This window comes from Chryseobacterium nakagawai (assembly GCF_900637665.1).
Lineage (GTDB): Bacteria > Bacteroidota > Bacteroidia > Flavobacteriales > Weeksellaceae > Chryseobacterium > Chryseobacterium nakagawai.
Map to the genome: position 1 here is coordinate 48,535 of NZ_LR134386.1, position 13,231 is coordinate 61,765.

Sequence of the window (13,231 nt, forward strand, 5' to 3'; positions counted from 1 at the left end):
CCCTTACAAACAATGAAAAAACTGACGGTAGGAGCTGCATTACTAACATCAATGTTAAGTTTTGCACAAGAAAAGGACACTATTAAATCTAACAATATTGAAGAAGTAGTGGTTAACGGAAGATATTATAAGAAATATGTAGAAAAACAGGGATCTTCGTCTCTTCGTCTGGATGAAGCCCTTATTAAAATACCTCAGAACATCTCCATTATCACCAACAAAGCTCTAGAAGATCAACAGGTTACAACTTTAAGTGATGGTGTACTAAGAAACGTTGCCGGAGCTCAAAGGTTAGAGCACTGGGGAGATATGTATACCAGAGTGAATATGAGAGGATCCAGAGCTGCCGCTTTCATGAACGGTGTAAACGTAACTTCAACCTGGGGCCCATTAAGTGAAGATATGAGCTACGTAGATCATATTGAATTTATCAAAGGTCCATCCGGATTCCTAATGTCTAATGGAGAACCAAGCGGTATTTATAACATTGTTACTAAAAAACCTACAGGAAACGCTCTGAACGGAACGGCAAGAGTAACCCTAGGAAGTTTCAATATGTACAGAGGTGAAGCAGATATTGATACTAAGGTCACTGACAAAGTAGCATTCAGGCTGAACTTAATGGCGCAGAACAAAAATAGCTTCAGAGACTATGAATTTAATGATCGATATATTATCAATCCTTCGATTAAAGTAGATCTTAGTGATAAAACTACTTTAACAGCGGAATATATTTATCAAAAGGCAAAAATGTCTGAAGTAGGTTCTGCTTATGTATTCAGTTTTCAAGGATATAAAGCAAAGCCAGTTAACTATACGCTTACAGATCCTGGTATTGACCCAACAAAAGTTGATAACAATACCATCAACGTTAATTTACAACATAAATTTAATGAAAATTGGAAATTAACTTCTCAATTGACTTATGTGAATGAATATACAATGGGAAGTGATCTTTGGCCAAGTATGTTTGAAGGTAATTATATGATTCGTCGTTTGAATTATTGGGAAGCTGATAATACAATGAAATTTGGTCAGGTTTTCTTAAATGGACTTGTAAAAACAGGACCTGTTTCTCACAAGATCTTAGCTGGTCTTGATTTGGGAAGCAAAAAATATATGGCAGATTGGTCACAGGGTTACAATTTAGATATGTACAACGCCAATGGTGACTATGATCCGGTAAATAATACAGAAAAAGACTATAAATACTGGTATAATATAGATACCAGCAATTATGACATTAACACTCTTAATAACCAATCTTATTCAGGACCTAATAACACCGCAGCATACAAGCCTTTTGATAAAACCAAACCTCTCTCTGTAAGAGCTGGATCTGGAAGCACCATAGATCAAAGATATACTGGTTTATACTTACAAGATGAATTAGGATTCTTTGATGATGCATTAAGACTTACATTAGCCGCTCGTTACACTAATGTAAAAGAAGTTAATTATGGAGTAAAATCTGAAGCCAACAGAATTACACCTCGTATTGGTTTAAGCTATTCAATTAATCAAAATATGTCTGCGTACGCCTTGTATGATCAGTCATTTGTCCCACAAGCTGGATTATTCAGAAATGGGACAACAGCTTCTCCTTTAACAGGTGACAATATTGAAGTTGGTTTCAAGAAAGACTGGTTTGCCGGGAAATGGAACACAACGCTTTCAATATATAATATCAATAAAAATAATGAAATTACAGGAGATCCCAACCTTACTGATAATCCGAATGGAAAATATTCTATTCTATTAGGAAAAACAAGAGTTCAGGGAGTAGAATTTGATCTTAAAGGGGAAATCGTAAAGGGTTTCAATGCTATCTTTAACTATGCATTCACTGAGAATAAATTTACGGAAACTACTGCCAGAGCGCAAAAAGGAGACAGGGTTCCTGGTTATGCAAAACATACTGCAAACGGATGGCTTAATTATACATTTAGCAATAATATTCTTGAAGGCTTTGGATTAAGCTTCGGCGGAACGTATATGGCTGATAGAAGTAGTTGGGATTGGGGAAGCCCAAACACTCTGCAGATGGCAGATTATGTAAAGTTTGATGCGGGAGCTTCATGGGAAAATTCAAAATTCAGAGTTAACCTGAATGTATTTAATATCTTCAACAGATATTTATACTCAGGTTCACCATATGCAGGCTATTATTATTACCAGGCAGATGCCCCTAGAAACTTCAGAATATCAATCGGATACAAATTTTAATACTAAATAAAGGTTAGCCCCAAATGGGGTTAACTTTTTACTATGAGAAAAAAGCAACACCATAAAAAGAAAATTTCTCCAACGAAGAAATGGTCTGCCAAACTGCATTTGTGGTTTGGTTTGTCAGTTGGTATCATTGTATTCATAGTCTCTCTTACAGGGACTTTGTACGTTTTTAAAGATGAAGTACAAAATAGCCTTCGTAAAGAAGCCATCTATGTAAAACAGAATGAAATCAATAAAAAACCCTTATCCATCGAAATTCTTCGTGAAAAAGTAAGTCTGGAGCTTAACGAGAAATATCCTGTGAGCTCAGTTGAAATCCCTTTGGATAAAAGTAAATCCTATCGCTTTTTATACTATGATAAGAGTAAGAAAGGATGGAACTATTTTCAACAGGTTCTTATCAATAAGCAGGTGTATGTCAATCAGTATACCGGAGAAATTCTTGCTGTTTACAATGAAAAGTATGATGTATTTAATATTCTGAAGTATATCCATTGGGGACTTTTACTGAATTCAGAATGGGGCCCTTATGTAACGGGAATTCCAACAGTACTATTTATTATCATGCTGATAACCGGAATTATTCTATGGTGGCCAAAAAATAAAAATGCAAGAAAAGGAAGGTTCTGGTTCAACTGGGAAAATGTAAAAAACTGGAAACGCAAAAATTATGATCTTCATAATGTATTAGGATTCTATGCCTCATTTATTGCCTTAATAATGAGTGTAACAGGAATTTACTTTGCCTATCCTTATGTAAAAAACACTTTTAATCTTACCCTATCCGGTTATTGGGAGCAGCCAAAAGAAAAGGAAATCAAATCTCCGGATTCACTGATGGTAAAGAATAATGAAGTTTTTGATATTGCAGCCTTCCAGACAGAAAAACTATATGCAGGATCATCCAGTTTCAGAATTACTTTAAATGGAAAAAATAAAAAAGGAAAGGAGCTCAAAAATCTTCCGGTTACTGTGTATGGTCAGGATGGAAGATTCAGTGAAAGAAACCTGCTTACTTTCGATAAATACTCAGGAAAACTACTAGCCAATAAGCCTCATCACAAACTCAAAGCCGCAGAAAAATATGCGAATGCCAATTATGATGTCCACACCGGATCTTATTTCGGACTGTTTGGAAAAATCATCTGGTTTATCGCAGGACTTATCTGCACCTCACTCCCTGTAACCGGATTTTTGGTCTGGTGGGGAAAAAGAAAGAAACAAGGAAAGAAAATATAATGAAAAAAGCAATTTTATCAGCTGCCAGTCTGGGAACTACAATCGTTTTTGGACAGGTAAAAGATTCTTTAAAAACCCAAAATGTGGATGAGGTTGTGATGACGGCTTCCAGAAAAAAGGAGAACATCAAAGAGGTTCCTAGCTCAATTACAATAGTTGGAGAAAAGCAGATTCAGTCTCAATTAACAGTTAATTCTGATATTACAAGCATCCTACAATATACCGTTCCCAGTTTAGGGACCAATTCCGGACAGACTTCCAACACCGGACAGACCTTAAGAGGTCGCCAGGTATTAGTATTAATTGACGGAATTCCACAGTCTACTCCATTACGAAACGGTGCAAGAGATCTGAGATCCATAGATCCTTCAGCCATTGAAAGAGTTGAAGTTATTAAAGGAGCATCATCAATCTACGGAAATGGTGCTGACGGAGGGATTATCAATTATATCACAAAAAGAAATAAAACAGATCAAAAGATTTCCGGAATATCACAGATTGGTTTTACCGGACAGCCTTACGGAGGAACATTAGGAGTAAGAGCCAGCCAGCTTTTATCCGGTAAGATGAACAGATTTGATTACACCCTTTCATTAGCATATGAAAGAACAGGGTATATGAAAGACGCTGACGGCGTTTTCCTAAGCCCTACTTACAGTACTGCGAAAATGGACAATTACAATGGTTTGTTGAAACTGGGCTATAACATTAATGATAATCAAAGAATTGAAGCATCTTATATTGGCTATTCCTCAAGATCAGATCTTAATCTGGGTCTAAGTACAGGAAAGTATGGTACGAAGCCTACGATTGGTGAAGGATTGGGAAAAGGATTGGAAACAACTCCTCAGGGAACGCCAAAAAACCACAATATCAGGGTAAGTTATGATAATAAGAACCTGTTTGCAGGAACTGCGTTAAACGTAAATCTTTATTATCAGGATTTTAAAACCGTTTACGGATACAGTGATACTTTTTTCAATGGGGGTCAGTCTAATGTTCTTTCTAAAAAAGCAGGTGCCCGATTCAATTTTGATACCCAGCTTTGGAATTCTGCGAACTCTCAGGGAGAAATCATCTATGGAGTGGATATTCTGAACGATCAAACCGTACAAAAATTGGAAGATGGCAGATTCTGGACTCCCAATATGAGCATGACCAATATCGCCCCTTTCTTATTGGCAAAAGTTGACCTGTTTAAAAAATTGACCATCAAGGCGGGACTTCGTTATGAAAACATCAAAGTGAATGTAGATGATTTTAATACCCTCTCTGTAATTAAAAGTGACGGAACATTTACCAAAAGCATTCCTGTAGAAGGAGGAAAACTTAACTATAATGCTTTAGTAGGAAATATTGGAATCCGTTACAATATTGAACCTTATATCAATCTTTTTGCAAGTTTTTCACAGGCCTACTCTATCAATGAATTGGGAAGAATCTTAAGAACCTCAACGTCAGAAACCATTAAAAGTCTTGAAACAAAACCCATTATTGTCAACAATTACGAACTGGGAGCCACAGGACAGCTTTCCAGCTGGCTTAATTATGAGCTGACTTCTTATGTAAGTACTTCAAAACTGGGAGCCTCATTCGTACAGAGTCCTGACAGAGCTCTGATGATCCAGAGGTCACCGGAAATAGTATATGGAGTGGAAGGATTTTTACACTTTACCCCAACAAAATGGATCCAGTTTGGTGGAAGCTACAGCTGGATGGAAGGAATTACCTCTGTAAAAGATGACGGAGATTATTCTACCAAGATCAACAACAGTAGAATCTCAGCACCTAAGGTGCTTGCCTACATTCAGGCAAAACCTGTTCCTGCATTATCTGTAGGGTTGGATATGCTTCATTCATTTACTCAAAACAGATTTACTCCAAATATCAAAACCGGATTATATTCTTATGGTGAAGGGTATGTCCCGGAATATACGGTTTTCAATTTCAAGTCAAGCTATGAAGTCAACCGCAACTGGAAGCTATCTTTAGGTATCGAGAACATATTCAATAAAAAATACCAACCTGCTATCGCGTGGTGGACAGCAAGAGACAGTGAATTCGTTAATGCACTGGGGATGAGAGGAACTTTCATTATTGAATATAAATTTTAATTAATCTAAATAAAAAGTAAAGTTTATCTTTGCAGAACTTTAACGATTATATGAAGAAAAATCATCACCATAAGAAGAAACAACCTGGATTTTTTAAGAAATGGTCTGCTAAGCTCCATTTATGGTTTGGGCTCGTCATTGGATTTTTAATCTTTATTATCTCTATTACCGGAGCATTATATGTGTTTAAGGATGAGGTGGAAAACTACACCCGAAAGGATGTGATCTACCACAATGAACAGAATATTGATCAAAAACAGATTCTTCCCATCCGTGTTATGGAAAAGGCTGTTGCCGAGCAGGTAAAAGAAAAATACCCAATCCATTGGGTCAATATTCCTATGGATAAGAAAATGTCCTATATGTTCTTCTGGTATGAGCATAATACGGATGCCTGGAATTATTTTGATGAATTTCCGATCTATAAGCAAGCTTATGTAAACCCTTACACGGGAAAAGTACTGAGAGTGTATGATGAAAAGAACGGATTCTTCAATATTGTCAAAATGATCCACTGGAGCTACCTTCTGAAGCAGGATTGGGGAACTTATGTAGTGGGAATACCTGTGATTATCTTTATCATTATGCTCATTACAGGAATCGTTTTATGGTGGCCTAAAAATAAAGCAGCAAGAAAACAACGTTTTTCTTTTAAATGGAAGAATATTAAAAGCTGGAAAAGAAAGAACTACGATCTTCATAACGTATTGGGCTTTTATGCTTCAATCTTTGCCCTTATCTTTTCGATTACCGGTTTGTTTTACGCATTCTTTGTAGTTCAGGCGATGATTTATGTGATATTTTCCGGAGGGGAAACCCAATATCCTGATTTCTCGCATATCAAAACAAAAGCTCCAATTGAACTAAGAACTGAAAATACTCTGGATAAAATTATCAATACAGTTAAAGAAAAATACCCTGAATCTTATGGTTTTGCTATCGATCTTGGACATGAGCATATGGATGATCATGAGCACCCTAATTTTGAGGTCTATGTAAAACACCTTACCTATTCATATCACAAAAGCAGCAGTCTTATTTTTGACGAAAACTCAGGAGAATTGCTGCATACTCATGATCCAAAAGATAAAAACTTTGGAGAAAAGGTAGTAGGCGCCAATTACGATATCCACGTAGGGGCTATTTTAGGGCTTCCTACAAAGATTATTGCTTTTATTGTAAGTCTTATCTGTGCTTCTCTTCCTGTAACAGGTTTTATGATCTGGTGGGGTCGAAGAAAGAAAAAACCGGTAAAAAAAGCTTAATCTTTTAAATAATATAAGGTTAATAAGCTATTAATACAATCTTTTTTATAATTTTAGCCCTTAGAATTTAATAATAGAAATGTCATTAATAGATTTATCAAAACAGGTTGCCCTTGGAGTTGACATCGGCGGAACCAATACCAAATTCGGAATTGTAAACCACCGTGGAGAAGTTCTGGATAAAGGAAACCTTAAAACCGATGCCTATGATAAAGTAGAAGATTTTATCGACGCTTTATATGAACATGTACGCCCTTTAATGGAAAAACATGGTGCTGAAAAGCACTTCGACGGAATTGGTGTAGGGGCTCCCAATGCCAACTATTATAAAGGAACAATAGAATTAGCACCCAATCTGCCATGGAAAGGAGTAATTCCTTTTGCTGAACTGATGACCGCAAAATTCAATTTGCCATGTACAGTAACCAATGATGCCAATGCAGCAGCTTTGGGGGAAATGCTTTTCGGGGCAGCACGCGGCATGAAGGATTTTATCATGATTACCCTGGGAACAGGAGTAGGAAGCGGAATTATCGCCAACGGAAATCTAATCTATGGCCATGACGGTTTTGCTGGAGAATTGGGACACACTATTGTAAAACCGGGCGGAAGAAAGCACTGGAGTACAGGATCTGAAGGAAGCCTGGAAGCTTATGCTTCAGCAACAGGAATTACCATCACGGCTAAGAAAATGAGAGCCGAATTCCCGGAATCTATGCTGAACCAATATCCTGAAGACGAGATCAATTCTAAAACCGTATATGAATGTGCGATGAAAGAAGACCCGATTGCTATTGAAGTTTTCAGATATACTGGGCAAAAGTTGGGGGAAGCGTTAGCCAATTTTGTGATGTTCTCTTCACCTCAAGCTATTTTGCTATTCGGTGGAGTGATCAAAGCCGGAGATTTTATCTTAAAACCTGCTAAACTTCATATGGAAAGAAACCTTCTTCCGATCTTCAGAAATAAAGTAAAATTAGTATTCAGTGAACTGGATGAAGCCGATGCTGCTATTTTGGGAGCAAGTGCTTTGGTTTGGGAAAAATAACTAATACACTTATAATATTTAAAGCGATCTCAATGTGAGATCGCTTTTTTATTTTACAACGAATTCACGAATAAGTTTATTAATGCATTCGTTGCAAAAAAATAAATATTCTGTACAGCCCAGCCATTCTCTTTTATCATTAGCATTATCTATGAAAACAATTCATGAGATCCGTATCAAAATCCATGAAGTTTTTCTTACTTTTGATTAGCATTTTCCGCGGTCTTTAAGATAAAAAAAATGCCGTTAAACAATAATAATTATCAAAAAATGGATAACAATAATTTAGAAACCATCGTTTTCGGTGGTGGATGCTTCTGGTGTGTAGAAAGTTGCTTCAACTTATTAAAAGGTGTTGAAGCTGCTATATCAGGGTATTCCGGTGGTCATAAAGAAAACCCAACCTACCAGGAAGTGTGTACCGGAGAAACAGGTCATGCAGAGGTAGTACAAATCACTTATAATCCATCCATAATTTCTTATGAACAACTTATGGATGTTTTCTTCTTCCTACACGATCCTACTCAGCTTAACAGACAGGGAAATGACATTGGAACACAATACCGTTCAGTTATTTATTATAAAGATGAGACTGAAAAACAAAAAGCAGAACAAGCCATCAAAGCATCTCAGGAATCAGGAAGATGGTCTGGAACTTACGTAACTGAACTGGCTCCATTTGAAAAATTCTGGCCTGCAGAACAATATCATCAAGGGTATTATAATGAAAACCCTACACAACCATATTGTAGTGCAGTGGTTGGACCTAAAATCCAGAAGTTTAAAAAATATTTTGGAGAGTTGGGGATGCTGAATGCAGAATAGAAATTAAAAACAACTATAACCATAAAACATGATTCAATTTATTTTAATGCTATTTGGCTTTGCATTTCCTAATAGCACAACCCATGCAGTAGTACCGAATAATTCATTAATAATATCACAAAGTTCAGCATCCGAATCAAGTGGATCAATAGAGGATACCGGAGGAGAAACAGGACAAACTCCACCTCCACCAAAAAAATAAAGACTATATAAAAGCGGAATATTCTCTATTCCGCTTTTTTATTGTTTAATACCCTGCATATTTCCCAATAATATATGCTGTAGAAGCTCTCAGCTCACGTCCAGTAGCCGGATCTATTCCATCCATAGTAAAAAACTCAACATTCCCATTAAACTTTGAGTACCAAGTACTACCTAAGGCATTATCCACAGTAAGCGTATCTTTTCTTGTAATCCGTTTAAAATACTTTAGCTGAACGGTATCTTTAGGAATAAGACTTCGTTGAGGGTTTTTATCTTCACAATCTATCAGTTTATACTCACTCCCTTCCCAAAACATACAACTTTTCTCATCAGCAGATGTTCCAAAAAAACTTAAGGGAGCATTATTATTTTTACTTTTTGAGGTGTAATTATTCCCAATCAGAACACTTATAACCAAAAAAACTCCAGCAATACCCAACCCATTTTGTTTGACAAACTGCGGCATTTTAAAATGCTGCTCATTCGTGATGTTGATAATGATGTTGGACAGCTTTTCAGATAATGACTCTTCATCTTCATCTACCTTTATCTTTATAGTAGTCTTATTGCTCTCTTCATCTTTTTTAACAAACGTTCTGGAGAAATCAATAAAATCCTTATAACCAACATACTCGCTAAGCTTACTTAGGATAAGCATATCCTTTATGTTGATATCTTTATCATCACGTATACAAGCATCATAATATCTTGTAAATGTCTTTTCATTAATCATGAAGTTCATATTCTTCTCAAAATAATCAGACAATTCGGAAGCCCAACCGCTCTTTGTGCTTTCCCCAGGAAAATCTTCCCGAGCTTTATTGAACACCTCATGGATTAGTAGTTTTTTCTTGGACATATATAGTTTTTTGAGTCTTTACAAAATAGGCGATTATCCATCATACCACATTACGGATTCCCATAAAGCCTTCATTGTCCATTTCGTGTCCATCAATGTCCAAAACGTGACTAACACATGCGTCACCCTTTGTCGCATCTTTGCTTCAGAAAATCAGTGAAATACAAAACATTACAAAAACAAATTTACAAAACTGATTTCAAAATCACCAGATAAAACGGAGGAAAACTCCGGGTTGGGAAGCAGATGTTTCTCCTCCGTTTTTGAAGGTTCACTTCCCAAAAAATTTAGAAGCGCTTCGAAATTTTAACAGTGTACTGCCTGAGATAAAAATATCTCAGGAGGAAGAAAAACAATTTCAAACGAAAAAAATTTTTAAGGAAATGATCCAGTTTATAATGATGCTACTTTTAGCATTTACCAACAATACAAATACATCACACAATAATGATAATCAAAAGTCAAATATCATAACGCTAAGTGTCAAAGAAGACCCTGAAGCTGAAACAGGTGACGGAAATGGACATGGAAACGGAGGTAATACAGGGGGCAATACAGGCCAACTTCCTCCTCCAGGGATGTAGTCTTAATAAATACGAAAGAACAGATTGTGTAATCTGTTCTTTTTTTTTACTTTGTATACCACAAAGTAATCCATGAAAAAACTCCTTATCATAGCTCTTGCTACTCTACTATTCTCATGCAGCGACAAACAGACTGAGGCGGAGAATGGAATAGCCAAGACTTATTATGAAAAAGCCAAAACCGATACTACAGGTTCTTCATTCTATTATTTCAACTTGGCAAAAAATGCTTATCTGACTACAAAAGATTCTGTGGGTGCTGCCAAAGCACTAGTAAATATGGCAATACTTCAGGAAAATAAAGGAGATTACTATGGAAGTATCGAAACCTCACTTGAAGCTGATCGATATCTGGGAAAAAAAGAAGATAGCATAAGCCGTCAAACATTCGCTTCAAATTATAACAGCATGGCCATCTGCTCCTCTTATCTTTATGAATTTGAAGATTGTATCACGTATTATAAAAAAGCTCTTCAATATACATCTGACAAAGAGTACAGGTATATGATCCTCAATAATCTTGGAACAGCACAAATAACGTTAAAAGACTATAAAGAAGCCATCAAAAATATACAGCTTGCATTGCCCACAACAGACAGTTTGAAATATGCTATGGTTATTAATAATTTAGCAAGAGCTAAAAATTTTGATAATAAAAATTATAATCCCCTCCCAGAATTTTATAAAGCTCTTGAGATAAGAAAAAGAGCAAACAACAGTATCGGAGAAAATTCGAGTTATGCTACTTTATCTATTTTTTATTTTCATTCAGATAAAAAAAAGGCCCTTTATTTTGCTGAGCAAATGTTAAATGCGGCTAAAAAAAATAATAGTATTGAAGATCAGCTTCAGGCATTACAAAAAATAATTAGTCTAACACCCAACAATAATTTGGCCTATTTTGAAGATTTTCAGAAACTAAATGACAGCGTTCAAATTTCTCGAAACAAAGCAAAAAATCAATTTGCAACCATAAGGTATGATGTAGAAAAAAAGAATTTAGAAAATCAGTCATTAAAATTACAGAAAGCAGAAAAAGAAGTACAACTTCTACAACAGAATATTATCTTAGGAGCTTTATCTCTGTTACTTATTAGTGGTATTGTATGGTATAAAAGAAGAAAAAAAAGAGTTCAACAGGAAAACGAATTAAAGATAAAAGAAAACGAGCTCAGACTCTCCAAAAAAGTACATGATGTAGTAGCCAACGGGATTTATCAGGTAATGACCAAAATTGAAAATCAGGAAAATTTTGATAAAGAGAAGGCTCTTGATGAACTGGAATTTGTGTATGAAAAATCCAGAGACATATCCTATGAAAAGCCGGAGACTAAAGATACTGTAGAATTTGCTGAAAGAATATTCAACCTTATTGATTCCTTTAAAAACGATCATATAAAACCTTTTCTTACCGGGAACAGTCAAAATATATGGAATGATGTAAGTGGAACCGTACAAAATGAAGTTTTTCAAGTTATCCGCGAACTGTTGGTCAATATGAAAAAACACAGCCAAGCTAATCTTGTGGCTTTTAAATTTGAAAAAAATAATAACCAAATACACATTCAGTATAAAGACAATGGAATTGGGATTCCAGGAGAAATAATTCATGGAAATGGATTATCAAATACGGTTTCCCGTATTGAAAAAATAAAGGGGACAATTACTTTTGACAATACAACAGAAAAAGGGTTGAAAGTCAATATTTCATTCCCCACATCATAAAATGAAAAAGAAATGTTCAAAAAAATTTTAATAGCCGAAGACCACGAAAGCAGCAGTATTTCTGTACAGAGAACACTAGAAGACCTCAATATTTCAAATGCAGACTATGTTTATTATTGTGATGATGCAGTAGCAAAAATTCAAAAATCAATTCGGGAAGCCGACTTCTATGACTTATTAATTACTGATCTTTCCTTTGAAGAAGACCATCATGAGCAAAAGATTAAGGACGGCAAAGAACTCATTAAAGCCATAAAAGAACTACAGCCTGCTTTGAAAATCATTGTTTTTTCTTCTGAACACAAATCCGGTACTATCAATTCTCTTTTTACAGAATATGGAATTAATGGTTTTGTCCGTAAGGCCAGAAATGATGCCAAAGATTTAAAAAAAGCTATCGCATCAGTATATGAAGGAAACAATTATCTCTCACTTGACCTTAAACAGGAAGTGAAAAAACTAAACAGCTATGAGTTTTCAGAATATGACATCACCCTTGTTTCTCTCCTATCGCAAGGGGTTCTTCAAAAAAATATTCCTGTGTATCTCCAAAATAATAACATCCGGCCCAATAGCCTGAGCAGTGTCGAAAAGAAACTGAATAGCCTGAAAGAAGAGCTTGAAATTACCAATAACGAACAGCTTGTTGCTTTCTGTAAAGATTTAGGGATTATTTAGACTAAAAATTATCTCAATTTTATATAACCTTTCAAAATTTTGAAAGGTTATTTGTTTTTACGGGTTCCCGTAAGGATTGGATTTTAAAGGGTTCTATTTTTGACCCATAAATAAAAAAAATCATGGGAAAATTTGTAATCAACAAAAGAGTAAATAAAGAATATCAATTCAATCTGAAAGCCGCAAATGGGGAAATTATTCTAACCAGTGAAGGCTATGTTCAAAAAGCATCTTGCCTTAAAGGTATAGAATCTGTAAAACTCAATTCTCAAGAAGACTCAAGATATGAAAGAAAAGTTTCAGTAAATGATAAAAACTATTTTGTTTTGAAGGCTCGAAATGGAGAAATCATTGGCAAAAGCCAGTTATATAGCTCTAAAACAGCAATGGGAAATGGAATAGCTTCAGTAAAAAACAATGCCCCTGAAGCAGAAATAATAGATGAAACCCTTTAAAAA

Annotated in this window: 11 protein-coding genes; 10 read left to right on the forward strand and 1 reads right to left on the reverse strand. The window is 35.5% G+C overall.

Going from position 1 to position 13,231, the window contains the following annotated elements; translation table 11 throughout:
• Positions 1–12: 12 nt before the first annotated feature.
• From EL260_RS00210 to msrA, 6 genes are all read left to right on the forward strand, one after another.
• Positions 13–2,226, forward strand: coding sequence for a TonB-dependent siderophore receptor (locus EL260_RS00210; protein ID WP_123858300.1), 2,214 nt, complete (start codon positions 13–15; stop codon positions 2,224–2,226).
• A 42-nt stretch (positions 2,227–2,268) separates the two neighbouring features.
• Positions 2,269–3,471, forward strand: coding sequence for a PepSY-associated TM helix domain-containing protein (locus EL260_RS00215; RefSeq protein WP_123858301.1), 1,203 nt, complete (start codon positions 2,269–2,271; stop codon positions 3,469–3,471).
• Complete coding sequence (locus EL260_RS00220; RefSeq protein ID WP_123858302.1) at positions 3,471–5,585, forward strand: TonB-dependent receptor; 2,115 nt, start codon at positions 3,471–3,473, stop codon at positions 5,583–5,585. The genes EL260_RS00215 and EL260_RS00220 overlap by 1 nt, the downstream gene beginning before the upstream one ends.
• 50 nt (positions 5,586–5,635) lie before the next feature.
• Positions 5,636–6,850: a PepSY-associated TM helix domain-containing protein gene (locus EL260_RS00225; protein ID WP_123858303.1), complete on the forward strand. Its 1,215-nt coding sequence runs from the start codon at positions 5,636–5,638 to the stop codon at positions 6,848–6,850.
• A gap of 79 nt (positions 6,851–6,929) precedes the next feature.
• Complete coding sequence (locus EL260_RS00230) at positions 6,930–7,898, forward strand: ROK family protein (RefSeq protein ID WP_123858304.1); 969 nt, start codon at positions 6,930–6,932, stop codon at positions 7,896–7,898.
• Positions 7,899–8,168: 270 nt separating this feature from the next.
• A complete protein-coding gene (gene msrA / locus EL260_RS00235; protein WP_123858305.1) occupies positions 8,169–8,723 on the forward strand; it encodes a peptide-methionine (S)-S-oxide reductase MsrA in 555 nt (184 codons plus the stop codon).
• Positions 8,724–8,970: 247 nt separating this feature from the next.
• On the opposite strand, the gene EL260_RS00240 is transcribed toward msrA, so the two are convergent.
• Complete coding sequence (locus tag EL260_RS00240) at positions 8,971–9,786, reverse strand: hypothetical protein (RefSeq protein WP_123858306.1); 816 nt, start codon at positions 9,784–9,786, stop codon at positions 8,971–8,973.
• 383 nt (positions 9,787–10,169) lie between these two features.
• Here EL260_RS00240 and EL260_RS00245 point away from each other — a divergent pair, with 383 nt between their 5' ends.
• From EL260_RS00245 to EL260_RS00260, 4 genes are all read left to right on the forward strand, one after another.
• Positions 10,170–10,370: a hypothetical protein gene (locus tag EL260_RS00245; protein ID WP_123858307.1), complete on the forward strand. Its 201-nt coding sequence runs from the start codon at positions 10,170–10,172 to the stop codon at positions 10,368–10,370.
• A gap of 72 nt (positions 10,371–10,442) precedes the next feature.
• Positions 10,443–12,095 carry a tetratricopeptide repeat-containing sensor histidine kinase gene (locus EL260_RS00250; RefSeq protein ID WP_123858308.1) on the forward strand — a complete coding sequence of 551 codons (1,653 nt, stop codon included), beginning with the start codon at positions 10,443–10,445 and terminating at the stop codon, positions 12,093–12,095.
• A gap of 12 nt (positions 12,096–12,107) precedes the next feature.
• On the forward strand, positions 12,108–12,773 hold the full coding sequence (locus EL260_RS00255; protein WP_123858309.1) for a response regulator: 666 nt from the start codon (positions 12,108–12,110) through the stop codon (positions 12,771–12,773).
• 122 nt (positions 12,774–12,895) lie between these two features.
• Positions 12,896–13,228: a YegP family protein gene (locus EL260_RS00260; protein WP_123858310.1), complete on the forward strand. Its 333-nt coding sequence runs from the start codon at positions 12,896–12,898 to the stop codon at positions 13,226–13,228.
• The last annotated feature ends 3 nt before the right edge of the window (positions 13,229–13,231 follow it).